The organism is Pseudomonas sp. 210_17 TE3656, from assembly GCF_054821965.1.
Map to the genome: position 1 here is coordinate 3,820,528 of NZ_JBTRBC010000001.1, position 23,389 is coordinate 3,843,916.

Annotated in this window: 18 protein-coding genes; 5 read left to right on the top strand and 13 right to left on the bottom strand. The window is 60.7% G+C overall.

Annotated features, from left to right (window positions below; genetic code table 11):
* Nucleotides 1-5 precede the first annotated feature (5 nt).
* The 7 genes from ACVI9W_RS17925 to ACVI9W_RS17955 all read right to left on the bottom strand — a co-directional run bounded on the left by ACVI9W_RS17925 (nucleotide 6) and on the right by ACVI9W_RS17955 (nucleotide 6,835).
* Nucleotides 6-332 (bottom strand): GlpM family protein, encoded by a 327-nt coding sequence (locus ACVI9W_RS17925; protein WP_167335138.1) that lies wholly within the window; start codon nucleotides 330-332, stop codon nucleotides 6-8.
* A gap of 33 nt (nucleotides 333-365) precedes the next feature.
* On the bottom strand, nucleotides 366-1,691 hold the full coding sequence (gene aauR / locus ACVI9W_RS17930) for a two-component response regulator AauR (RefSeq protein WP_038607729.1): 1,326 nt from the start codon (nucleotides 1,689-1,691) through the stop codon (nucleotides 366-368).
* Nucleotides 1,688-3,592 (bottom strand): two-component sensor histidine kinase AauS, encoded by a 1,905-nt coding sequence (gene aauS / locus ACVI9W_RS17935; RefSeq protein ID WP_461530706.1) that lies wholly within the window; start codon nucleotides 3,590-3,592, stop codon nucleotides 1,688-1,690. Before aauS ends, aauR begins: the two co-directional genes overlap by 4 nt.
* 69 nt (nucleotides 3,593-3,661) lie before the next feature.
* A complete protein-coding gene (locus ACVI9W_RS17940; RefSeq protein WP_038607733.1) occupies nucleotides 3,662-4,396 on the bottom strand; it encodes an amino acid ABC transporter ATP-binding protein in 735 nt (244 codons plus the stop codon).
* Nucleotides 4,393-5,061 carry an amino acid ABC transporter permease gene (locus ACVI9W_RS17945; protein ID WP_167335139.1) on the bottom strand — a complete coding sequence of 223 codons (669 nt, stop codon included), beginning with the start codon at nucleotides 5,059-5,061 and terminating at the stop codon, nucleotides 4,393-4,395. Before ACVI9W_RS17945 ends, ACVI9W_RS17940 begins: the two co-directional genes overlap by 4 nt.
* Nucleotides 5,058-5,804, bottom strand: a complete 747-nt coding sequence (locus tag ACVI9W_RS17950) for an amino acid ABC transporter permease (protein WP_461530707.1) — start codon at nucleotides 5,802-5,804, stop codon at nucleotides 5,058-5,060. The genes ACVI9W_RS17945 and ACVI9W_RS17950 overlap by 4 nt, the downstream gene beginning before the upstream one ends.
* 98 nt (nucleotides 5,805-5,902) lie before the next feature.
* Nucleotides 5,903-6,835 (bottom strand): glutamate/aspartate ABC transporter substrate-binding protein, encoded by a 933-nt coding sequence (locus ACVI9W_RS17955; protein ID WP_191830900.1) that lies wholly within the window; start codon nucleotides 6,833-6,835, stop codon nucleotides 5,903-5,905.
* 333 nt (nucleotides 6,836-7,168) lie between these two features.
* Between ACVI9W_RS17955 and ACVI9W_RS17960 the strand changes: the two genes are divergently transcribed.
* Nucleotides 7,169-11,566 (top strand): NEL-type E3 ubiquitin ligase domain-containing protein, encoded by a 4,398-nt coding sequence (locus ACVI9W_RS17960; RefSeq protein WP_461530708.1) that lies wholly within the window; start codon nucleotides 7,169-7,171, stop codon nucleotides 11,564-11,566.
* A gap of 45 nt (nucleotides 11,567-11,611) precedes the next feature.
* On the opposite strand, the gene glpD is transcribed toward ACVI9W_RS17960, so the two are convergent.
* The 4 genes from glpD to ACVI9W_RS17980 form a co-directional block, all read right to left on the bottom strand.
* The gene (gene glpD, locus ACVI9W_RS17965; protein ID WP_461530709.1) at nucleotides 11,612-13,192 is read right to left on the bottom strand and encodes a glycerol-3-phosphate dehydrogenase; all 1,581 of its coding nucleotides are present in this window, start codon (nucleotides 13,190-13,192) and stop codon (nucleotides 11,612-11,614) included.
* A 141-nt stretch (nucleotides 13,193-13,333) separates the two neighbouring features.
* The gene (locus ACVI9W_RS17970) at nucleotides 13,334-14,089 is read right to left on the bottom strand and encodes a DeoR/GlpR family transcriptional regulator (RefSeq protein WP_010221027.1); all 756 of its coding nucleotides are present in this window, start codon (nucleotides 14,087-14,089) and stop codon (nucleotides 13,334-13,336) included.
* 148 nt (nucleotides 14,090-14,237) lie between these two features.
* Complete coding sequence (gene glpK, locus ACVI9W_RS17975) at nucleotides 14,238-15,737, bottom strand: glycerol kinase GlpK (protein WP_461530710.1); 1,500 nt, start codon at nucleotides 15,735-15,737, stop codon at nucleotides 14,238-14,240.
* Nucleotides 15,738-15,803: 66 nt separating this feature from the next.
* Nucleotides 15,804-16,655, bottom strand: a complete 852-nt coding sequence (locus ACVI9W_RS17980) for an MIP/aquaporin family protein (protein WP_422419813.1) — start codon at nucleotides 16,653-16,655, stop codon at nucleotides 15,804-15,806.
* A 327-nt stretch (nucleotides 16,656-16,982) separates the two neighbouring features.
* Between ACVI9W_RS17980 and ybaK the strand changes: the two genes are divergently transcribed.
* Nucleotides 16,983-17,453, top strand: a complete 471-nt coding sequence (ybaK, locus tag ACVI9W_RS17985) for a Cys-tRNA(Pro) deacylase (RefSeq protein ID WP_191830896.1) — start codon at nucleotides 16,983-16,985, stop codon at nucleotides 17,451-17,453.
* A 93-nt stretch (nucleotides 17,454-17,546) separates the two neighbouring features.
* Nucleotides 17,547-18,326, top strand: coding sequence for a PhzF family phenazine biosynthesis protein (locus tag ACVI9W_RS17990; protein WP_461530711.1), 780 nt, complete (start codon nucleotides 17,547-17,549; stop codon nucleotides 18,324-18,326).
* A gap of 75 nt (nucleotides 18,327-18,401) precedes the next feature.
* On the opposite strand, the gene ACVI9W_RS17995 is transcribed toward ACVI9W_RS17990, so the two are convergent.
* Both ACVI9W_RS17995 and argF read right to left on the bottom strand, forming a co-directional pair.
* Nucleotides 18,402-19,511, bottom strand: a complete 1,110-nt coding sequence (locus tag ACVI9W_RS17995; RefSeq protein ID WP_422421853.1) for an ABC transporter ATP-binding protein — start codon at nucleotides 19,509-19,511, stop codon at nucleotides 18,402-18,404.
* A complete protein-coding gene (argF, locus tag ACVI9W_RS18000) occupies nucleotides 19,508-20,428 on the bottom strand; it encodes an ornithine carbamoyltransferase (protein WP_461530712.1) in 921 nt (306 codons plus the stop codon). The genes ACVI9W_RS17995 and argF overlap by 4 nt, the downstream gene beginning before the upstream one ends.
* 366 nt (nucleotides 20,429-20,794) lie before the next feature.
* On the opposite strand from argF, the gene ACVI9W_RS18005 reads away from it, so the two are divergent.
* The gene (locus tag ACVI9W_RS18005; RefSeq protein ID WP_461530713.1) at nucleotides 20,795-22,903 is read left to right on the top strand and encodes a molybdopterin oxidoreductase family protein; all 2,109 of its coding nucleotides are present in this window, start codon (nucleotides 20,795-20,797) and stop codon (nucleotides 22,901-22,903) included.
* A gap of 92 nt (nucleotides 22,904-22,995) precedes the next feature.
* Complete coding sequence (gene grxD, locus ACVI9W_RS18010) at nucleotides 22,996-23,331, top strand: Grx4 family monothiol glutaredoxin (protein WP_028943477.1); 336 nt, start codon at nucleotides 22,996-22,998, stop codon at nucleotides 23,329-23,331.
* The last annotated feature ends 58 nt before the right edge of the window (nucleotides 23,332-23,389 follow it).

Here is a 23,389-nt window from a genome sequence, read left to right on the forward strand (position 1 = left end):
CGGGTTCAATGCAACTTCACCCACACACTGACCAACACAGTCGCGGCCACCAGCCACGCCACTGCCGCCAGCGCCAGTGACAGCTCCAGACGCATGCGGTCGACCAGTACATACAAGGCCGCCAGGTAGACAAAGTAGGGGATGATCGACCACATGCCGAACAGGATGGTGGTCTTCAGGTCCTCCAGTGATCGGCCTTTACCGACGATGTAGTGGGCAATCAGGGCGAAGGTCGGAAACAGCGGGACCAACCCGGCAATGTAGTAGTTACGGGTTTTCGCCAAGGCGGCAAGGATCACCACCACAGCCGCCCCCAGGCAGGCTTTGAGTATCAGGTCCACGGGCTTTCTCGCGTTATCGGCCGGTCAACCCAGGCCATACTTCTTCACTTTGTCGAACAGGGTGGTCTTGGCCATGCCCAGCTCCTGGCTGGCCTGGCTGAGGTTGCCGCCCGTGCGTTGCAGGGCATCGCTGAGCAGGTTGCGCTCGAAGGCCTCGACCGCCTCGGCAAAACCCAGGCCCTGATTGGCGCTGGCGCCGGCCTTCTTGAAGGCTGGCAGGCCCAGGGCGTAGCGTTCGGCAACGTTGCGCAGTTCACGCACGTTGCCCGGCCAGTCGTGAGCCATCAGGCGTGACAGGGTCTGACTGTCCAGTTGCGGGACTTCGCGGTCGAAGCGCAAGGACGACAGCTGCAGGAAGTGTTCGAACAGTTGCAGGATGTCTTCACGCCGTTCGCGCAACGGCGGCAGTTCCAGGGTGACCACGTTGAGGCGGTAGTACAGGTCGCTACGGAACTGCCCGCTCTGGCCGAGGGCGTCGAGGTCGGATTTGGTCGCGGCGATCACCCGGCAGTCCACGGCGATGCTCTGGTTCGAGCCGAGGCGCTCGAGGGTACGTTCCTGCAACACGCGCAGCAGTTTGATCTGCAGGTTGATCGGCATGCTTTCGACTTCGTCGAGAAACAGCGTGCCGCCATTGGCGTGCTCGATCTTGCCGATGCGGCGCTTGCCCGCGCCGGTAAAGGCGTTGGCTTCGTGGCCGAAGATTTCGCTTTCGAACAGGTTCTCAGGCAGCCCGCCGCAGTTCAAGGCGACAAAGGGCTGGCTCTGGCGGCGGCTGAAATCGTGCAGGCAGCGGGCGACCAGCTCTTTGCCGGTGCCGGTCTCGCCTTCGATCAGGACGTTGGCCGAGGTGTCGGCGACGTTGGCGATCAATTCACGCAGGTTCTGCATGGCCGGCGAACGCCCGATGATCCGGCCTTCCAGGGTGCTTTGCTCGGCCAGTTGGCGGCGCAAGGCGAACACCTCTCGCGACAGCCCGCGTTGTTCCAGGGCGCGGCGTACCACCTCGACCAGGCGCTCAGGGGCGAACGGCTTTTCCATGAAGTCGTAGGCGCCGTTGCGCATGGCACCGACGGCCATGTCGATATCGCCGTGGCCGGTGATCAGCACCACCGGCAGGCTGCTGTCGCGGGCCTTGAGCCGGCTCAGCAGCTCCAGGCCATCGATGCCGGGCAGGCGAATGTCGCTGACCACGATCCCGGCGAAATCATCACCGATGCGTTGCAAGGCTTCTTCGGCGCTGCCAACACCTTCACAGGCGATGTCTTCCAGCGCCAGGGCCTGCTGGCAGCCGAGCAGCACATGCGGGTCGTCTTCGACGATCAGGACGGTAAGGGGCGCTTGGTTCATAGGGACTCGGATTTTGTAGGGGCATTGGCCAGGGGCAGGGCGAGGACGAACGCCGTGCCGCCACTGGCAGGGTGTTCGACACTCAGGCTGCCCTTGGCAGCGGCGGCGAGGCTGGCGGACAGGGTCAGGCCCAGGCCCAGGCCATGCTCTCCCGGCTTGGTGGTGAAGAACGGTTCGAACAGGTGCTTGCGGGCTTCATCATCGATGCCATGGCCATTGTCGCGCACCCGCAGGCGATACTTGTCGCCTTGCCGCTCGCCTTCGAGCCACAGCTCGGGCAGTGGTTGTGCGGCCATGGCGTCGAGGGCGTTACCGATCAGGTTGACCAGGATCTGTTCCAGGCGGGTCTGATCGATCGCCAGTTGCTGGTCGTCGAACTGGTTGTTGAGTTTCAGGTGGCAGCCGGCGATCCGGTTGCTCAGTACTTGCAGGCTGGCATCCACCGCTTTGGCCAGCGAGGCCTGGCCGCTGTCGTCACCGCGTCGGGCAAAGGAGCGCAAGCTCGCGGTAATCCGGCCCATGCGGTCGATCAGGTCGTTCATGGTGCGCAGGTTGGTGCTGGCGGTTTCCAGGGCGCCGCGCTCGAGAAAGCGCACGGTATTACCCGACAGCGTACGCAACGCCGCCAGCGGTTGGTTCAGTTCATGGGCGATGCTGGTGGACATCTGACCGATGGCCGCAAGTTTTCCGGCCTGAACCAGTTCGTCCTGGGCATGGCGCAGGGTCTGCTCGGCTTGCCGGCGCTCACGGATCTGACCCTTGAGACGATCGTTGCTGGCACGCAAATCGGCGGTGCGCTCGGTGATCTTGCGCTCCAGCTGACTGTTGGCTTCTTCGAGTGCCTCGCGGGCGGCCAGGCGCGTGGCGATGACCTTGCGCCGCTCGTTCCAGGCGATCAGCACAATCGTCAGCAGAGCGAAGGCTACGGCGACCAGCACGCCCTGGATGATCGATTCACGGCGCAGGTCCTGCAGGGGCGTGAGCAGGGTGAAATGCCAAGGCGTGTCGCTCAGGCGCCGGGTCTGGGCCAGGTAGGCGACTTCGCGGCGGCCGTCGCCCAGTTCGGCATTGGCCGGGAAACTGAGCTTTTCGACGCCGTCGGCGAGCTTTTCCCGCGACAAGGGCTGCAGCTCGTTGAGCGGCCACCAGTAGTACTGCAGGCTGCGGGCCAGGCGTTCCTTGATTTCCGGGGTCAGCGGGCGCACCGACTTGAGTCGCCGCGCCGGATCGCTGGAGAGAATGATGATGCCATTCTCGTCGCTGACGAAGGCTTCCAGGCGTGCCCGTTGCCAGCGTTCTTCCATGTTTTCCAGGCGCACCTTGATCACCGCCACGCCAATGATCTTGCCGTGTTCTTCCAGGCCATGGGCCAGGTAGTAGCCCGGCTCGCCGGTGGTGCTGCCGATGCCATAGAAGCGACCCGGCTGGCCGCGTACGGCGTGCTGGAAATAGGCACGGAACGACAGGTCTTCACCGAGGAAACTGTCGACATCGCGCCAGTTGCTGGTGGCCTGGACCCGGCCAGTGGTATCGAGGACAAAGATCGCCCGGCTGCGGCTGCGCCGGTTCAGGCCTTCAAGGTATTCGTTGACCGTCTGGCGATGTTCGCCATCGGGTTCGGTCAGCAGGCTGGAGACACTGTTTTCCAGTTCCAGCAGGCTGGGCAGGTAGGTGTACTTGCTGATTTCGCTCTCGACGCCACGCGCGTGCAGCTCAAGCTGGCGCTCGCCGGATTCGCTCAAGGTGCGGATGCCGTTGTGCTCGCTGATCATGAAGCCGGCCACACCCAGACCGATCATCAGCAGGATGATCAAGGGTGGCATCAGCAGTTGGCGGATCAAACGGGGTTTCACGGCAAGGGCAGGCTTGGCTGGGCGAAAGAGCGTGGGATCGCATTTCATCACAGTGGCCTTGGTACGACCAGCATCCTCTGCCCGGCGCATGCAGGACAGAGGGTGCTGATCATCACCTCAGTGTTGCAGGATTTTGCTGAGGAAGTGCTGAGTGCGCTCATGGCGCGCGCTCGGGTCGCCGAAGAAGGCTTCCTTCTGGCAGTCCTCGATGATCTTGCCCTGGTCCATGAAAATGACCCGGTTGGCGACCTTGCGGGCAAAACCCATCTCGTGGGTTACGCACATCATGGTCATGCCTTCGTGAGCCAGTTCGACCATCACGTCCAGTACTTCGTTGACCATTTCCGGGTCGAGTGCCGAGGTCGGTTCGTCGAACAGCATGACGATCGGGTCCATCGACAGGGCGCGGGCGATGGCCACACGCTGCTGCTGGCCGCCGGAGAGCTGCCCCGGGTGCTTCTTGGCGTGAGCGCTGAGGCCTACGCGGTCGAGCAGGGCCAGGCCCTTCTTGGTGGCTTCGGCTTCGCTACGACCGAGTACCTTGCGCTGTGCAATGGTCAGGTTCTCGGTGATGGTCAGGTGCGGGAACAGCTCGAAGTGCTGGAACACCATGCCGACCCGCGAGCGCAGCTTGGGCAGGTTGGTTTTCGGATCGGCGATCGAGGTGCCGTCGACGACGATGTCACCCTTCTGGAAAGGCTCCAGGGCGTTGACGCACTTGATCAGGGTCGACTTGCCCGACCCGGACGGGCCGCAGACGACAACCACTTCGCCTTTCTTGACCTCGGTGTTGCAGTCGGTCAGAACCTGGAAGTCGCCGTACCACTTGTTGACGTTCTTGATGGAAATCATACGGTTATCCTTTTCTGCAGACGCTTGACCAGCCACGAAGCGGAGAAGCTGACGACGAAGTACACAGCACCAGCAAACACCAGGAACTCGTTGGAGCGTCCGATGATGTCGCCACTGGCACGTGCCGAGTTGAGGAAGTCGACCAGGCCGACGGTGTACACCAGCGAGGTGTCCTGGAACAGGATGATGCTCTGCTGCAGCAGCAGTGGGGTCATCTTGCGAAACGCCTGGGGCAGGATGATCAGGCGCATGGTCTGACCGTAGGTCATGCCCAGCGCCTGGGCAGCGCCCATCTGGCCCTTGGAGATCGACTGTACGCCAGCACGGACGATTTCGCAGAAGTAAGCCGCCTCGAACATCATGAAGGCCACGACGCAGGAGGTGAAGGCCCCGATCGGAGTATCTTCGCCGGTGATCCAGCGCAGCACGAACGGTACCGCCAGGTAGAACCAGGTGATCACCAGCAGCAGCGGGATGGAGCGGAAGTAGTTGACGTAAATACCGGCGATGTTTGCCAGCAACTTGTTCGACGACAGCCGCATCAAGGCCAGGATGGTGCCCAGCACGATACCGCCGACAACCCCCATGACCATCAGTTGCAGGGTCATGACCATGCCGTTCCACAGGCCCGGCAGGGCGGGAATGATTCCACTGAAGTCCATTATTTGCCCCCCACGGAGATCAGGCCGGGTACTGCGACTTTCTTCTCGACCATGCGCATCAACAGCATCAGGCCCATGTTCAGGGTGAAGTAGATCAGCGTTGCCAGGGTGAAGGCTTCAAACAGGTTGGCCGAAAATTCGGCGGTCTGCTTGGTTTGCGCCAGCAGTTCCATCAGGCCGATCAGCGAGGCCACCGAGGAGTTCTTGAACACGTTCAAAAATTCCGAGGTAAGGGGCGGAATGATGATCCGGTAGGCTTGCGGCAGCAGCACGTTCCAGTAGATCTGCGGCAGGCTGAAGCCCATGGCGCGAGCGGCGGCTTCCTGGCCGCGCGGCAGCGCCTGGATGCCGGTGCGCACTTGTTCGCAGACACGCGCAGCGGTAAACAGACCCAGGCAGATGACCACACTGATCAGTGCCGAGGTGGTTGGATTCAGGTCCTGTTTGAACCATTCCTGCAGGCCCTCAGGCAGCAGGTCGGGCACCAGGAAGTACCAGATGAACAGCTGCACCAGCAGCGGTACGTTACGAAACAGTTCCACGTAGCACGTGGCGATACCCGATACCACGCGGTTCGGGACAGTACGCATGACGCCGAGCACGGAGCCCAGCAGCAACGCGATGATCCAGGCGGCGACGGCAATGACGATGGTCCAGCCCAGACCGGTGATGTACCAGTCCAGATAGGTTTCGCTGCCAACGCCAGTGGACTTGAAGAATACGCCCCAGTCCCAGTTGTAATTCATCGGGATCTCCCCTCAGATCAGTTTTTCACGGGCACCTTCGAGCATCCGAGGGCGCAAGGCACCCTCGGATGAAAGGTTAGACACTAACTAGCTGGGGATCAGGACTTCTTTTCGTCTGCAGCTTTGTCGGTAGGATTGGCGATCAGCGCCTTGAGCTCGTCGCTCATCGGGAAGTTCAGGTTCAGGCCCTTAGGCGGGACTGGCTGATTGAACCACTTGTCGTAGATCTTGTTGATCTCGCCCGACTTGTAGAGGTCAACGATGGCCTTGTCGACTGCAGCCTTGAACGCAGGGTCATCTTTGCGGACCATGCAGCCGTAGATTTCATAGGACTGCGGCGTGCCGACGATTGCCCAGCCTTTCGGATCCTTGGCCTTGGCCATTTCGCCGGCGAGCAGCGCGTCGTCCATCATGAAGGCCACGGCGCGACCGGACTCGAGCATCTGGAAGGATTCGCCGTGGTCCTTGGCCGAGATGACGTTCATCTTCATCTGCTTGTCGGCGTTCATCGACTTGAGGATGCGCTCGGAGGTGGTACCGGCGGTGGTTACCACGTTCTTGCCGGCCAGGTCAGGGAAGTCCTTGTACTTGGCGTTTTCAGGCTTGCCGTCTTGTGCTTTGGTCAGCAGACGGGTGCCGACTTCAAAGATACCGACCGAGAAGGCCACTTGCTGCTGGCGCTCGACGTTGTTGGTGGTCGAACCGCATTCGACGTCAACGGTGCCGTTCTGTACCAGCGGAATACGGGTCTGGGAGGTGACCAGGTTGTATTTGACGTTCAGGTCTGGCTTGTTCAGGTCCTTTTTCAGGGACTCGACGATGGCCAGCTGGATGTCATGGGAGTAACCGACGGGTTTACCCGAAGCGTCGGCGATGTAGGAGAACGGGATAGAAGCGTCGCGGTGCCCCAGAGTAATGGTGCCCGAGTCGTTGATTTTCTTCAGAGTGCCGGTCAGCTCTGCGGCGGTGACTGGCATGCTGATCAAAGCGGCCGTGATGGCTGCGCCCAACAGGTGGGGAACGATACGCATCAAAATTTCCTCGACGTTGTTTTTTTTATGGAGCCGTTGGCGGGCTCTTTCGTTCAGCGAACACTGCAATGAAGCGTTGCGCATTCGGGTACTGAGTGTAGAGCATGAGTCGTGCCAAGCCCTGACTTTGATCATAACGCCGTGAAAAGACTGGGGATTAAACTTTTTTGACGCTTGCAGTTGCGACAGGTGCGTACGGAAATCCGAATGAACGGATGTTTTGCGTTCGGGAACCCGGCTACTCGACAGGTGTCTTCAGGGATTGACGTAATTACCACTTCGGGTGGGGTTCGGCGTGGTGTTCTGGCGCTTTCTCAATAATGAGCACACGCCATGACCTCAAAGCTGATCCCTGCAGATTCCATTGATGCCCTGATCGCCAAGCGCCTGCCTGCCTGGCTGAGCAGCGCCACGAGCGATCAGTTGCATGCCCTTCATCGTGCCTTGGGCAAGCAGCAAGCCAGTGAGCAACAACTGCACCAGCTGCTTGGCTCTATTCCGGCGCTGGACGACTTTGCCGCGCCACTGCTGGAAGCGGCCCTGCGCAGTAGCCATCGGCTGAGCACCGATGTGCGCACCAGCCGAGTGCGGGTGACGCAAGAGGTGTTCCTGCCTCCGGTTGTCATCAGTACACCTGCGCCAAAATACACCCGTATATCGTCGCAGCGGGTGCTGGCTGCGGCATTGCACAATTATACGGATGAGGAAACCCGGCCCCGGGCGTTCACTCAAGCGACGCTGCTCGACGCTTCAGGAACGCCGTTATCCATTGCGTTCGAAGATTTTGCCCGGCTGTGCCGGCAACTGGATGTAGGCGGTAAATACCAGGCAGTCTTGCGTGAGCATCTGGTGCCGACGGACTTGCCCGGTAGTGTGCCCGGTCAGGCCCGACGACGCATCGAGGACCTGTTGGAAGAAGCGCAACGTGCGCAGTTGGAAGTCACGGTGCGGCTGGCTGCGCTAAAAGGGCATATCGGCCCTCGCAGCTACCTGCAATTGCTGCCGGTCATCGCTCCCAAACCTGTTGTTCCGGCCGATTCCGCAGTGTTGACGTATCGCGAGCTGTTTGTATTGGGCGTACATATCAACGGCGTTGTGGTTGTGGAGACTCGCAAACCGATCGGTAATGCCTCTCTGCAAAGCCTCATCGTGTGGATCCCGGACGATCCGCAGCAACCGCTGCAGGAGCATGCATCATGGGAGGCCTTCTACCAGGTGTTGGGGTTACGTCTTCGCGCCCCGGACTATGCGGTTTTTTTCGCCCGCTTCATCAGCGAGCGGGATCGCGTTGCCTTTTCCACCACGTTGAACGGGTTGCTTGATTCCAGCGACGGCAAATTGCCGCTTGAACTCGATGGGCGTGATTTCGCCATCGAAGAACCCTTGTTTGCCTATCTGCGCCGATTGCGAATAGAAAAGATCCTCGACGACGCTCGCATAATGGCTGTGCCAACCGGCGATGAAGACGCCGAGTCGCGGCGTAAAAGGCTGGAAGGGTACGAGAATCTTGGCCTGACCTTATTGAACCTGGCGGGGTTGCTGGTCCCGGGGTTGGGAGAGGTGATGCTCGGAGTCGCGGTCCTGCAGGTCGCCAATGAAGTGTATGAGGGCTATCAGGATTGGCAGCTGGGGGATCGCCAGGCGGCATTGGCGCATATGTTCGGTGTTGCCGAAAATGTGGTGCTCGGCGCTGCGCTAGGGGCGGGCGCCTCTGCTGCGGGCAAGCTGCTTGAGCGGGTGGCCTTCGTCGACGGCCTTTCGCCGCTTTACACCGATGCCGGCCACTTGAAACTCAGTACGGGTGAGATGGCGACCTATCAGGTCAAGAATATCGGGTTGAAAGTCGGCCAGCACACGCAGCGCAAAGGTCAACAGCATTTACGCCTGCATGAAGGGACGTACCAGGTACAGGGCAGTGAGCTCAGCGGGACACTACGAATTCGCCATCCACAGCACCGCGATGTGTCGGGTCCCTTGCTTGAGCATAACGGTGCTGGTGGCTGGCGACATGTGCTGGAACTGCCACAGGAATGGGCTGGAGCCACCCATCTGTTGCAACGGCTGGGCTCAAGCCTGGCTGATATGACGGACGATGAGGCCCAGACCGTGCTGGAAAGCACCGGCTTCGACGAGGCTCGATTGCGCCGTCTGCATCTGGAGAATGCACCTGCGCCGGCGCGGTTGCAGGACGCTATGGAGCGTTACCGGTTGCATCAGCAATTTCCTGAGGTGCGGGGTGAGGCATTTGAAACGCTGGTGGCATCCCGGCAGATGCTGGAGCAGGCCTCAGTCGCCGTGCTGCGGCGTGATTTTGCGGGCCTGTCGATACGCGGCGCAACGGAAATCGTCGAGCAGATCGATAGTCATCAGGTCGAGCAGATGCTCAGTACCAGACGGGTTCCGTTGGCCCTGGCCGAAAGAGCACGCTGGTACATACGCGACAGTCGTCTTGACCGCGCCTGTGCTGGTTTGCGTCAACCCCAGGCAGCCAATGCCGACACGGAAAAGCTGGCGTTGGGGCTTATCGACCACCTGGCACCCTGGCCCGACTCGGTGAGGATCGAAGTACGTGTTGACCATCCCGCTGGCGCATTGCAGGCGCAAATAGGTTCGGAAACGGCTGAACAGGTCATGTGCGTTGTCAGGGGCGACAAGGGCTACGGCATCCATGACGCATCAGGATGGCTGCTGCCTATGGCCGCGGAGACAGACGGCCTGGCAGAAGCCCTGTTGCTGAGCCTGGACGAAGGGCAGAAGGTGGCGCTCGGCGGCCCGCTGCTTGGCAAAAAAAGCTTGAGCGATGCACTGGTGAAGCAGGCCAGTAGCGATCGCGAACTGGTCTCGCGACTGATCGGCCAGGCGCCGATCGGAGGAGGTGTGCGACCTCCGCTGCGTTTTGGCGACGGACGTCTTGGCTATCCGCTCAGTGGTCGTGGTATAGGCAGCCGTGTGGCGATCAGGCGTGCCATCCGCCAGGTGTTCCCGACGCTGGACGATTACCAGTTGCACCATTATCTGTTGGCGCTGGAGCAACGCGAGGTCGCTCTTTGGGAGCACACTCATCAGTTGCACAGTCAGCTGGCGCGTTTGCGCGTAGTGCTTCGGCAGTGGCGCGAAGAGCACGGCAGTGCTCTGGATTTACTCAGGCGCCAGCGGGTATCCGATAAATTGCGTCGTTGCTGGCGGCGCAAGGGGGAGACGCTTGAGGATGGCGGTTACTCACTGGAAATCGAAGGCGAACGTGTCGGTCGGCTACCCTCGCTCCCGGAGGATGTGGACTTCGGGCATGTGACCCGTCTTAAGCTGCGGAATATGAATCTTTCGGCGCTTGATGCCGACTTCCTGCCGCGTTTTCCAAGTCTGGTTTCACTTGATCTACGTGACAACCAGCTTTCGACCCTTCCAGCAGGCATCGAGCAACTCAGTGCATTGAGGTGGTTGCGTCTGAGCAACAACCAGATCGTCATGAGTAACGCGGCAAATCTGCGTCTGCGGGCATTGACCAACCTGCAGCAGCTTGACCTTGGGCACAATCCACTGGGTGTGGCACCCGATGTAAGTGCGCTGGTGCACCTGCGGGATTTGAGCCTGCGCGCCACCGGTCTGAGCGAGTTTCCGGCAAGGGTCCAGCAGTTGCCCTGGCGAGGGCTTACCGACATGCGCGACAACCAGCTGCGTCAGTTGAATCAGGAACTCCATGGTTTGCGGTTGCGGGTAGAGCGTGTGTCTTTGCACGACAATCCGCTGGATACAGCCAGTGAGCAGTTTCTCGGCGAGGCGTCGACTTCATCCAGCGCATCGAACTCTGGCGTTAGTCATAACCTCTCGTTCCGTCATCAACTGGTGCAGGAAGCCGAGCGGGAGCGTTGGTTGGTCGGCTCTACCGGCGCGCTGCGCGTCCAGCGAGATGCCCGGTGGCTTGCCCTGAAAGAGGAGCCAGGGTCGGAGGGTTTCTTCCGTTTTCTTCGCGACTTTGCGCAATCCTCTGATTTTCAGCGGCACCCGCTCTACTACAGGATGCGCATGTGGCAGGTCATGGATGCTTGTTACGAGAACAGTGAGGTGCGTGAACAGCTGTTCCTCCTGGCTGGTGGCAGGCGTACCTGCGAAGACCGATTGCTGTTGATCGTCAGTCAGATGCAGGTCCGGGTGATTATCCATCAACAGACCGCAGGCTTGTCCCTGGCGCAGAGTGAAGTGCCATTGATGCAGGTGGGGCGCTCGCTGTTCCGCCTTGATCAGGTCGACTCGATTGCCGCCCAACGGATTCGGGAGCTGCGTGCCAGCGGAGGGCTGAGCGGTGGTGGTGAAGTCGACGACATTGAGGTCTACCTCACCTATCGGCTCAGACTGGCTCGTACGCTTGGATTGCCAGGGCAGCCGAGCAGCATGCATTACGAGGCTTACAGTGGCGTGACGGCTGCAGATCTGAATAACGCGAGGGTGGCCGTGTTGCTGGCCGAGACCAACGATAGCCTGGCAGAGGCCTTGGCCGGTCGTGATTTTTGGCAGGAACACCTGCGCGGCACTTACCTCAATCGTTTTACGGCGCTGGTTGATGCATACCAGGTGCCTTTAGCGGATTACTGGGTGCAAGTCGAGGCTGGGGAAATCAGCGAGCAGGCCTACCTGGAGCAAAGCAGGGCCTTGATGCATGAACTCAACGTAGCTGAGCGGGAGCTGTTTCTGGAGTTGACCCGGGAAGCCTATGTGCGCTGGCCGATCCATTAGGGATAAGCCGGGCCGCCGCAGCGGCCCGGCCCTGTCACGCGGACTTCAGGCCGCCTGCACGCGCGCTCGATTCAATTCCAGGCGCTGGAGGTATTCCCGCAGTGCCTGTTGCTCCGCTGCTGTAGTGAACAAGCCCAGCTTGCTGCGGCGCCAGAGAATGTCATCGGCGCTGACAGCCCACTCTTCGCTGCACAGATAGTCCACCTCGCGGGTGAACAAGCCGCCGCCAATGGCGTCGCCCAGGTCTGCCGGGCCTTGCACGCCTTCGAGCAGGCGCCACACGCGGCTGCCATAAGTGAGGGCCCAGCGCTTGGCGATTTCTGCCGGCAGCCAGCCACAACGGGCCAGGATGGCGTCGGTCAACGCTTGCGGAGTGGTCATGTCTTCGCCACCCGGCAGTGGTGCGCTGGCCGTCCAGCTGCCGCGCATCTGGGTGAAGAACGGCGCGAGCTGGGCCATGGCCGATTCGGCCAGCTTGCGGTAGGTGGTCAGCTTGCCGCCGAACACCGACAGCAACGGCGCTTCGCCGGTGCTGGAGGAGAGTGCCAGGGTGTAGTCGCGGGTCACCGCCGACGGGTTGTCGGATTCGTCATTGCACAGCGGGCGCACACCGGCGTAGGTGTGCAGGATATCGGCGCGGCTGAGCTGATGATTGAAGTGCTCGTTGACCACTTTGAGCAGGTAGTCGGTTTCGCCTTCAGTGATTGCGACTTTGGCCGGGTCGCCGGTGTATTCGCGGTCAGTGGTGCCGATCAGGGTGAAGCGCTCCAGGTACGGAATGGCGAACACGATCCGCTGGTCTTCGTTCTGCAGGATGTAGGCATGCTCGCCGTCGTACAGTTTCGGCACGATCAGGTGGCTGCCCTGGATCAGGCGAATGCCGTATGGCGCGTCGAGCTTGAGGTCATCCTGGATGAACTTGGCCACCCAGGGGCCGGCCGCATTGACCAGGGCGCGGGCCTTGATCGACTGCTGGCTACCGTCAGCGTGTTCCAGCAGTACATTCCATACGCCATCGACACGCTGTGCGCTGACACAACGCGTACGGGTACGGATATCTGCCCCGTGCTCACGGGCGGCCATGGCGTTGAGTACCACCAGGCGGGCGTCGTCCACGGCGCAATCGGCGTATTCGAAACCGCGGGTAATCACCGGTTTGAGCGGGTTGCCCGGACCGAAACGCAGGCCGCGTGAGGCACCGAGTTGCTTGCGCTTGCCCAGGTGATCGTAAAGGAACAGGCCGGCACGGATCATCCAGGCCGGACGCAGGTGTGGGCGGTGCGGGAGAACGAAGCGCATCGGTTTGACGATGTGCGGGGCCTTGGCCAGCAGGACTTCACGCTCGGCCAGGGCTTCGCGCACCAGGCGGAATTCGTAGTGTTCCAGGTAGCGCAGGCCGCCGTGGATCAGCTTGCTGCTGGCCGACGAGGTGTGGCTGGCGAGGTCGTCCTTTTCGCAGAGGAACACCGACAGGCCGCGTCCCGCCGCATCGGCGGCGATGCCCACGCCGTTGATGCCACCGCCGATAACGGCGAGGTCATAGATATCGGCAAGGGCAGGCGATGACAAGCTGGATTGCGGCACGGGAGGCTTCCTCAAAGACTTTCTAACATCGATTTTGAACATTGATGTTCATTTTCGAAAATACTAGCGCAACAGAATGCCGCCTGCCAGTCGCTTCCCATAGAAAATACTGATCGGATGATAATTAAATGAAAAATAACGAACATTTTCGCTGCCACCATTGCGGTGGCAGCTGTTACGGGCTCAGACCACTTCCAGGCGAATCTTGTACTGGTTGAGCAACTGGGTGAGGGCGGGCACCGGCGCCTGGTCGGTGACCAGGCAATCGATCAGGCTGATCGAGCCCAGGCGCACCATGGCGTTGCGTCCGAACTTGCTGGAGTCGGCGGCGAGGATCACCTGACGGGCATTGGCAATGATCGCCTGGGAAACCCGTACTTCCTGATAGTCGAAATCCAGCAGGCTGCCGTCTTCGTCGATGCCGCTGATACCGACCAGGGCGAAATCGACCTTGAACTGGTTGATGAAGTCGACACTGGCCTGGCCCACCACACCACCGTCTCGGCGTACGTTGCCACCGGCCAGCAGCACTTCGAAGTCATCCTTGGCGCTGAGGATCGAGGCCACGTGCAGGTTGTTGGTGATGATTTTCAGGTGGTTGTGATTGAGCAGCGCGCGGGCGATGGATTCGGTGGTGGTACCGATGTTGATGAACAACGAAGCATGGTCGGGAATCTGTGCGGCGATGGCTTCGGCGATACGCTGCTTCTCGTCGCGCATCTGATCGGCGCGCATGGCGTAGGCGGTGTTCTCGATACTGGAATCATAGGCGGCACCACCGTGGTAGCGGCGCAGCAGATTGACTTCGGCAAGCTGGTTGATATCACGGCGGATGGTTTGCGGGGTGACGACGAACAACTGCGCCATTTCTTCGATACTGACATAGCCGCGTTCGCGGACCAGTTCGAGGATTTGTTGTTGGCGAGGGGGCAGATTCATGGGCGGTCCTTTTGGGCTGCCAGGCAAATTGCGCCATGATGCCGGAGGAAATGGCTGGCGGCCAGTCGACCAAAGCGATCGCGGGGCAAGCCCGCTCCCACCGGGTGTTGATGATTCCCTGTGGGAGCGGGCTTGCCCCGCGAAAGTCTTACTCCTCGTGCGGTTCCCAATCCCGCGTGCGATCCACTGCCTTCAACCAGCCGGCATACAGCTTTTCTTTGGCCGCTTCATCCAGCTGCGGGCTGAACTCACGCTCGATGATCGCTTTGCCGCGCAGTTCATCCAGGCTGCTCCAGAAACCGCAAGCCAGGCCCGCCAGGTAGGCGGCGCCGAGGGCGGTGGTTTCGCGCATTTGCGGGCGCTCGACACAGGTGCCGAGGATGTCGGCCTGGAACTGCATGAGGAAATTGTTGGCCACCGCGCCACCGTCCACGCGCAGCTCGCTCAGACGCTGACCGCAATCCTGCTGCATGGCATCGAGGACATCACGGGTCTGGTAGGCGATCGATTCCAGCGCGGCGCGGATGATGTGATCGACTTTGACCCCGCGGGTCAGGCCGAACAGCGCGCCACGGGCGTAAGGGTCCCAGTACGGTGCGCCGAGACCGGTGAAGGCCGGCACCAGGTAAACGCCGTTGCTGTCCTTGACCTTGCTGGCGAAGTACTCGGTGTCATGGGCGTCATTGACGATTTTCAGTTCGTCACGCAGCCATTGTACGGTGGAGCCACCGTTGAACACGGCACCTTCCAGGGCGTAAGCCACTTCGCCACGAGGACCGCAGGCGATGGTGGTGAGCAGGCCGTGGGAGGATTTCACCGCCTTGTCGCCGGTGTTCATCAGCAGGAAGCATCCGGTGCCGTAGGTGTTCTTGGCCTGGCCCGGTTCCACGCACATCTGACCGAACAAAGCCGCCTGCTGGTCGCCAGCGATACCGGCGATGGCGATACCGCTCTTGGTGCGGCCGTAGACTTCGGAGGAACTGCGCACCTCGGGCAGCATCTGCCGAGGAATGTTCAGTACCTCAAGCATCTTCTCATCCCACTGCAGGGTATGGATGTTGAAGAGCATGGTCCGCGAGGCGTTGGTGTAGTCGGTGACATGTACCTTGCCGCCGGAGAATTTCCAGATCAGCCAGCTGTCGACGGTACCGAACAGCAGGTCGCCGCGCTCGGCGCGCTCACGGGCGCCTTCGACATTGTCGAGGATCCACTTGAGCTTGGTGCCGGAGAAGTACGGGTCGGTGACCAGGCCGGTGGTTTCGCGGATGTACTCCTGCAGGCCATCGCGCTTGAGTTGTTCGCAGATCTCGGTGCTGCGGCGGCATTGCCAGACGATGGCGTTGTACACCGGGCGGCCGGTTTCCTTGTCCCAGACCACGGTGGTTTCACGCTGGTTGGTGATGCCGATGGCGGCCACCTGGTCATGGCTCAGGCCGGCCTGGGCCAGGGCTTCGACCATGGTCGCGCTCTGGGTGGCGAAGATTTCCATGGGGTCGTGTTCGACCCAGCCCGCTTGTGGGTAATGTTGTGCGAATTCACGCTGCGAGGTGCCTACCACGTTGGCATCGCGGTCGAAAATGATAGCCCGCGAACTGGTCGTGCCCTGGTCAAGGGCAATGATGTAGTTCTTGTTCTGGGTGTCTGTCATGTCGTTGGCCTTGCACTTAATAAGGTAGTTGTCAGGGCAGGGCGAGCCTGGCTCGCCCGTTCGGCATCAGGATGCCTGGGTCTTGCCCTGAGGGTTGGCGTCGGTCTGGGTGCTTTCGCTCTCGGCAACCGGCAGGTTGCGGGCGATCACACCGCGGTACAGGGCGGCACCAAGGCTCGCCCCTATGATCGGCGCAAAAATCGGAATCAGGAAATAGGGAATGTCACGACCGCCAGTAAAGGCGACTTCGCCCCATCCGGCGAGGAATGTCATCAGCTTGGGCCCCAGGTCACGGGCCGGGTTCATCGCAAAACCGGTCAGCGGCCCCATGGCGCTGCCGATCACGGCAATCAGCAGGCCGATCAGCAACGGTGCCATGGCACCGCGGGGCAGACCATTGTTGTCGTCGGTCAGGGCCATGATCACCGCCATCAATACGGCAGTGATGATCACCTCGACCAGAAATGCCTGGCCGGTGGACAGCGCCGGGTGTGGGTAGGTGGAGAACACTGAAGCCAGCTCAAGGCTGGCCTGGCTGCCACGAACCATGGCATGGGTTTGTTCGTAATCGAAGAACAGGTTGCTGTACAGCGTATAGACCAGCGCGGCGCCGCAGAAGGCCCCGGCGATCTGGGCGACGATGTAGAACGGTAATTTGTGCTTCTCGAACCCGGCGAACAGCCACAAAGCGATGCTCACTGCAGGGTTGAGGTGAGCGCCGGAGACCCCGGCGGTCAGGTAGATCGCCATGCTCACGCCGACGCCCCAGATGATGCTGATTTCCCACAGGCCGAAGCTGGCACCCGCGACTTTGAGCGCAGCCACGCAGCCGGTACCGAAAAAAATCAGCAGGGCGGTGCCGAGGAATTCGGCCATGCATTGGCTGGATAAGGTGGGTTGTCGCAGAGCTGTCGTCATTCGTTACCTCGGTTTTTGTTGTTGTGAGGCGCAGTGAGCGCTCGACAAAAGCCCGACAGAAATCCCCATTTCGGTCAGGCAGGCGGCAAAAAACGCACCTGTTCGGTGCATTGCTATATTCAGAATCGAAAAAATATAGACAAGAAACGCTTATGTCAAAGGTCGAAAGTGAACTGGTGTTCACAAACTGACTATTGGCAACGTGCTGATGCTGAATCGTTCCGGCGCCTGATTGGCTGGTTGGGGGGGAGGCTTAGTGGTTCGAGGAGGTCGTTTTGTCCTAAAGTAACCGGCGAAATGCTATTCACTTTCTGTTTGGAGTCCCGCATGACCCCCGCCCTGGATCTGCTGAAAAAGCTTCGCGCCGAACATCACATTCACAGTTATGAACATGATCCCAAAGCGGCGTCCTACGGGCTTGAAGCCGCGGAGAAGCTCAATCTTGAGCCGGTACGGGTGTTCAAGACTTTGCTGGCTAGCAGTGAAAAGGGTGAATTGCTGGTGGCGGTGGTCCCGGTGATAGGTAGTCTCGATCTGAAGGGCCTTGCCCACGCGGCCGGGGTGAAGAAATGCGAGATGGCCGATCCGGCAGCGGCCCAGCGTTCCACAGGCTACCTGTTGGGCGGGATCAGTCCGCTGGGCCAGAAGAAACGACTGCGCACCTTTATTGATCAGTCCGCTCAATCTTTTGAAACGATTTTTGTCAGTGCCGGGCGGCGCGGGCTGGAAGTGGAGCTGGCGGCGGCGGTGCTGGCTGAACACACACAGGCAACGTTCGCCGCCATCGCCCGCGACTGACAACTGTATGCTGAAAATCCGACGACTCTGTCTCTGTTAGCCCCTGCCTGGTTACGGGCATGCTCAGTGTCCCAGAACAGAGAGAGTCGCCGCATGCAGCTGGAATTTCACCAGGTCGACGCCTTCAGTGAGCGTCCCTTTGCCGGCAATCCGGCCATGGTCTACCGCCTCGACCAGTGGCTCAGCGATGAGCTGATGCAGCAGATCGCCGCTGAACACAACCTTGCCGAAACCGCCTTTGTGGTGGCGGATGGCGCGCAGTGGCAGATTCGCTGGTTTACCCCCACCACTGAAGTCCCCTTGTGTGGTCACGCGACCCTGGCCAGTGCCCATGTGCTGCTGGAGGTTTACCAGGTGCCGAGCGAGCGCCTGCTGTTCCAGAGCCAGTCCGGGCCCTTGAGCGTGAGCCGTGAACACGGCCGGTTGCTGCTGGACTTTCCCCGTATCGATCCGCAACCGGTAAGTCGGCCATTACCGGTTGCCGAGGCTTTAGGCTGTCCGGTGCTGGAGGTGCTGCAGACCAAGGAATTGCTGGTGGTACTTGAGTCTGAACAGGCGGTACGCGACTGCACACCGGACATGGCGGCGCTGGCGCAATTGCCTGGATTGGGCGTGATCGTCACGGCGCGGGGCGAGAAGTATGACTTTGTGTCGCGGTACTTTGCTCCGGGGATCGGTATTCCCGAAGATCCGGTGACTGGTTCGACCCATTGCTGTCTGATTCCCTATTGGGCTGAGCGCTTGGGTAAGACTGAACTGCACGCCTTTCAGTGTTCCAGTCGCGGCGGAGAGCTGTTCTGTCGGCTGGAGGGTGAGCGGGTGAAAATTGGTGGTTATGCCCGGCGGGTAGCTAGTGGTACGTTGAGTCTGTAAAAAAGCATCGCGGGGCAAGCCCGCTCCCACAGGCCTCATAGCTGTGGGAGCGGGCTTGCCCCGCGATTGCGGATATCAGACCGCCGAGCTATAGCGCCGAACACCGTTCTCCGGCACCGGCAGCTGCGCCGCCACACTACCCGGTACGGCAAACAGCACCAGGTGATCTGCGGCCACTTCAATGCCTACCTCGGCCCCGACCTGATGATCGATATGGCTAGGAAAAATCGCTTCAAGCTGGCTGCCGGTCGGCAGTTGCAGGCGATAGAGGGTCGAGGCACCGAGGAAGCTCTTGCCGGTGATCAGCGCCTTGAGAGCACTGTGCGGGGCGTGAATGATGTCGTCTGGACGCAACAGCACATCAACCGCGCAGCCGGGGGTGAAGGTATAGGCGCGGTTGCCATGCAGCTCACCCAGTTCGGTTTGCACCGACTCCGGGCTGGTCAGCTGGCCACGAATGAAGTAGCCCTGGCCAATGAAGCTGGCGACGAAGGGCGTGAGGGGTTCGTGATAGAGGTTGTAGGGGGTATCCCACTGCTCCAGGCGACCTTCCTTGAACACGCCGACGTGATCGCTGACGGCAAAGGCTTCTTCCTGGTCGTGCGTGACCAGAATGGCACTGGTGCCACGGCTCTTGAGAATGTCGCGGACCTCATGGCTGAGGCGCCGGCGCAGCTCCACGTCGAGGTTGGAGAAAGGCTCGTCGAGCAACAGCAGTTGCGGCTCGGGGGCCAGTGCGCGGGCCAGGGCCACGCGCTGTTGCTGGCCGCCGGAAAGCTCGTGCGGGTAGCGTTTGCCGAGCCCGCCAAGCTTGACCAGTTCGAGCATTTCGGCCACGACCTGTTGCTGCTGCGGGTGCTTGCCGATGCCGAATGCGATGTTCTCGGCGACCGTCAGGTGCGGGAACAGCGCATAGTCCTGGAACACCATGCCGATCCTGCGTTTCTCCGGTGCCAGGGTGAAGCCGGCCTTGGAGATGACCTCGCCCGCCAGCTGGATCTCCCCCTCATGCACCGGCTCGAAGCCGGCGATGGCGCGCAAGGTGGTGGTCTTGCCGCACCCCGATGAGCCCAGCAGGCAACCGATGTCGCCAGCGTTGAGGTGCAGGTTGAGGTTCTGGACGATGCGCTGCTCGCCATAGCCACAGGCGAGGTTGCGCAGGTTAAGCAGTAAAGGTTGACTCATGCGTGGTGATAGGCCGGTTCAACAAGAGATTCGAGAAGCGCCTTCTGTGCATGCAGACGGTTTTCAGCCTGATCCCAGGCGACCGAGCGTGGGTCGTCGAGCAGGTCGAGACTGATTTCCTCGCCACGGTGGGCGGGCAAGCAGTGCATGAACAGGGCATCGGGTGCTGCCAGGTCGAGCAGTTCGCGGGTTACCTGGTAAGGCGCGAACAAGGCCAGACGCCGTGCAGTTTCCTCTTCCTGACCCATGGAAGTCCAGACATCGGTGCTCACCAGGTGCGCACCTTGCACGGCATCTTTGGGTTCACGGAAGATCTGCACGCGGTCACCGGCCTTGGCCAGAAACTCCGGGTTGGGCTCGTATTCGGCCGGGCAAGCGATGCGCAGCTGGAAGTCGAACTGGATCGCCGCTTCTATATAGCTGTTGCACATATTGTTGCCGTCGCCGATCCAGGCCACGGTCTTGCCCTGGATTGCGCCGCGATGCTCGAGGAAAGTCTGCATATCGGCCAGCAATTGGCACGGGTGCAGGTCGTCCGACAGGCCATTGATTACCGGTACGCGGGAATTGGCGGCGAACTCGGTCAGGGTGCTGTGGGCAAAGGTACGGATCATCACCGCATCGAGCATGCGCGACATGACGATGGCGCAGTCGCCGATCGGCTCGCCACGGCCCAGTTGGGTGTCGCGCGGGGACAGGAAGATGGCCTGGCCGCCGAGCTGGATCATGCCGGCTTCGAACGACAGCCGGGTACGGGTCGAGGATTTCTCGAAGATCATCCCCAGCACGCGGTTTTTCAGGGGTTCGAACAGTACGCCGCGGTTACGCAGGTCCTTCAGCTCGATGCCTCGACGGATCACACTGAGCAGTTCGTCGGGTGTGAAATCCATCAGGGAGAGAAAGTGCCTAGCGCTCATGTTTGACTACCTTTTTGCAACAGACCGCAGATCAACAATGCCGGTTTTCAGAAACAACGGAAGTGACCTGCGGCGAAAGCCGCACGGGGCGACGAAATAAGGGAAGACGCAATACTATAATTAAATGTCGCGTCATACCAAGTGGGGCGTGCACTGTGTGTATTGCTGGCAGTGTCGTAACCCATTGGCGGGCCGTTTTTTTTGTTTGCTACACAAGGGTTTTACACTGCCCGCTGAGGCCTTGGCAAACACCCGCGTGAATCGCTGCGCCTGATGCCGGTAGATTCACATGGCGAAACTCGCTGGTCGCCATGCACGCTCAGGCCCATAGTCAGGCGGATTACCAGACACCCGGAAGAGGTGGCCATGAACAAGACCTTGCATCACCGTGCCTGTCACCTGTGTGAAGCCATCTGTGGCTTGACCATTGAAACCACTCAGGAGCCCGGTGCAGAGCCACGCATCAGTTCGATCAAGGGTGATCCCCAGGACAGCTTCAGCCGCGGCCACATCTGCCCCAAAGCCGTGGCCCTGCAAGACATCCAGAACGACCCTGACCGGCTGCGCGCGCCGCACAAGCGGGTAGGCGACAGCTGGCTGGCAATTGGCTGGGACGAAGCCTTCGCGCTGGCCGCGCAAAAGCTCTGGGCCGTCCAGCAGGCCCATGGGCAGAACGCCGTGGCGGTCTACCAAGGCAACCCCAGCGTGCACAACTACGGGCTGATGACCCACAGCAACTACTTCCTCGGTCTGCTCAAGACCCGCAATCGATTTTCCGCCACCTCGGTCGACCAGTTACCGCACCACCTGACCAGCTACCTGATGTATGGCCATGGCCTGTTGCTGCCGATTCCGGATATCGACCATACCGATTTCATGCTGATCCTCGGCGGCAACCCCTTGGCGTCCAATGGCAGCATCATGACCGTGCCGGATGTCGAAAAGCGCCTCAAGGCGATTCAGGCCCGGGGCGGCAAACTGGTAGTCGTCGATCCGCGGCGCAGTGAAACCGCAGCCATGGCTGACCAGCATGTGTTTATCCGGCCTGGAGCAGATGCCGCGTTGCTGTGCGCCATGCTCAACACCTTGTTTGCCGAAGGCCTGGAGCGTGCTTCGGCATTGCCGGTCGATGGCCTGGACGAAGTGCGTATGGCCATAGCGCCGTTCACTGCCGAGTCGATGGCCCCCCTGTGCGGCGTCGATGCGCTGGTCATCCGGCAACTGGCGCGTGACTTTGCAGCTGCCGACAAAGCGGTGTGCTACGGCCGGATGGGGGTATCGACCCAGGCTTTCGGCACGCTTTGCCACTGGCTGGTGCAACTGATCAACCTGGTCAGCGGCAACCTTGACCGGGTTGGCGGTGCCTTGTGCACGCAGCCGGCGGTGGATCTGGTCGCGAGCACCGCAGGTGGCCATTTCAACGCGTGGCAGAGCCGGGTCTCCGGCTTGCCGGAGTACGGAGGTGAGCTGCCGGTGGTGGCGCTGGCCGAAGAGATGCTGTGCGAAGGGGAGGGGCAGGTACGCGCCCTGGTGACCGTGGCCGGCAACCCGGTGTTGTCCACGCCCAACGGCCGGCAGCTGGAGCGTGCGCTGGGCGGGCTTGAGTTCATGCTCAGCATTGACCTCTACATCAACGAAACCACGCGTTACGCCGACCTGATCCTGCCGTCCACCTCGGCGCTGGAGAACGATCACTACGACACCACCTTCAACCTGTTGGCGGTGCGCAATATCAGCCGCTTCAACCGGGCGATACTGCCCAAACCGGAAGGCGCGCTGCATGACTGGGAGATCTTCGTGGGCCTGGCCAAGGCCTACGCCGCACTCAGCGACAAACCTCTGAAGCCCACTGTACCTCCGGCGCAGATGATCGATAGCGGCTTGCGCCTTGGACCTTATGGCGAGCGTTCGGCCTTCAAACTATCGATAGAGACCTTGGCTGAGTACCCTCACGGTATTGATCTGGGGCCGCTGCAACCGAACCTCGCTGGCCGTCTGAAAACTGCCAACCAGCGCATCCAGGCGGCACCTGCGCAGATTCTTGGCGATTTGCAGCGATTTGCCGCTCAGCAGCCGGCCGAGCCTGGGCAGTTGCTGTTGATCGGTCGCCGACATGTACGCAGTAACAATTCCTGGATGCACAACTATCACCGTCTGGTGAAGGGTAAACCGCGTCATCAACTGTTGATGCACCCGGATGACCTGGCAGGGCGGCAGTTGCAGGATGGGCAGCGGGTCAGGGTCAGTTCGCGGGTCGGCAGCATTGAGGTCGAGGTGCAGGCTTGCAGCGATCTGATGCCCGGGGTGGTCAGCCTGCCTCATGGCTTTGGTCATGCCCGTGCAGGCGTGCGTATGGACATTGCCTGCAGCCAGCCTGGCGCCAGTGCCAATGACCTGACCGATGAGCGCCAAGTGGATGCCGTTTCAGGCAATGCAGCGCTCAATGGCGTGCCGGTGCAGGTGGTTGCCGCCTGATATCGGCAAGGCCGAGCGTCAAGCTCGGCTTTCCGATACAATGCGTCACCGTGCCGACAACCAGGTCGGAAAGTTCAGCCGCGAGGTGCTTCATGGATATCATTGAAACAATCAAAGAGCAGATTGCTAACAACACCATTCTGCTTTACATGAAAGGCTCGCCGAATGCCCCGCAGTGCGGCTTTTCGGCCAAGGCGGCGCAAGCCGTGATGGGTTGTGGCGAGAAATTCGCTTACGTGGATATCCTGCAGAACCCGGAAATCCGCGCCAACCTGCCAAAATATGCCAACTGGCCGACTTTCCCACAGCTGTGGGTTGCCGGTGAGCTGGTTGGCGGTTCCGACATCATGGCTGAAATGTTTGCCAACGGCGAACTGCAGACCCTGATCAAGGAAGCTGCAGCCAAGGCTGAGGCGGCCAAGGCCTGATTACAGGTTTGGTCAAAAAAAAGCCCCGCAATGCGGGGCTTTTTCATTTGCAGCGGGT

What these genes read in the sequence shown, in the direction of transcription:
- argF (WP_461530712.1), bottom strand. Translation starts at nt 20,428, where the DNA reads ATGAGCGCTAGGCACTTTCTCTCCCTGATGGATTTCACACCCGACGAA.
- glpD (WP_461530709.1), bottom strand. Translation starts at nt 13,192, where the DNA reads ATGTTCAAAATCGATGTTAGAAAGTCTTTGAGGAAGCCTCCCGTGCCG.
- ACVI9W_RS17955 (WP_191830900.1), bottom strand. Translation starts at nt 6,835, where the DNA reads ATGCGTATCGTTCCCCACCTGTTGGGCGCAGCCATCACGGCCGCTTTG.
- ACVI9W_RS17960 (WP_461530708.1), top strand. Translation starts at nt 7,169, where the DNA reads ATGACCTCAAAGCTGATCCCTGCAGATTCCATTGATGCCCTGATCGCC.
- ACVI9W_RS17940 (WP_038607733.1), bottom strand. Translation starts at nt 4,396, where the DNA reads ATGATTTCCATCAAGAACGTCAACAAGTGGTACGGCGACTTCCAGGTT.
- glpK (WP_461530710.1), bottom strand. Translation starts at nt 15,737, where the DNA reads ATGACAGACACCCAGAACAAGAACTACATCATTGCCCTTGACCAGGGC.
- ACVI9W_RS17990 (WP_461530711.1), top strand. Translation starts at nt 17,547, where the DNA reads ATGCAGCTGGAATTTCACCAGGTCGACGCCTTCAGTGAGCGTCCCTTT.
- ACVI9W_RS18005 (WP_461530713.1), top strand. Translation starts at nt 20,795, where the DNA reads ATGAACAAGACCTTGCATCACCGTGCCTGTCACCTGTGTGAAGCCATC.
- grxD (WP_028943477.1), top strand. Translation starts at nt 22,996, where the DNA reads ATGGATATCATTGAAACAATCAAAGAGCAGATTGCTAACAACACCATT.
- ACVI9W_RS17950 (WP_461530707.1), bottom strand. Translation starts at nt 5,804, where the DNA reads ATGAATTACAACTGGGACTGGGGCGTATTCTTCAAGTCCACTGGCGTT.
- aauR (WP_038607729.1), bottom strand. Translation starts at nt 1,691, where the DNA reads ATGAACCAAGCGCCCCTTACCGTCCTGATCGTCGAAGACGACCCGCAT.
- ACVI9W_RS17980 (WP_422419813.1), bottom strand. Translation starts at nt 16,655, where the DNA reads ATGACGACAGCTCTGCGACAACCCACCTTATCCAGCCAATGCATGGCC.
- ACVI9W_RS17970 (WP_010221027.1), bottom strand. Translation starts at nt 14,089, where the DNA reads ATGAATCTGCCCCCTCGCCAACAACAAATCCTCGAACTGGTCCGCGAA.
- ybaK (WP_191830896.1), top strand. Translation starts at nt 16,983, where the DNA reads ATGACCCCCGCCCTGGATCTGCTGAAAAAGCTTCGCGCCGAACATCAC.
- aauS (WP_461530706.1), bottom strand. Translation starts at nt 3,592, where the DNA reads ATGAAATGCGATCCCACGCTCTTTCGCCCAGCCAAGCCTGCCCTTGCC.
- ACVI9W_RS17995 (WP_422421853.1), bottom strand. Translation starts at nt 19,511, where the DNA reads ATGAGTCAACCTTTACTGCTTAACCTGCGCAACCTCGCCTGTGGCTAT.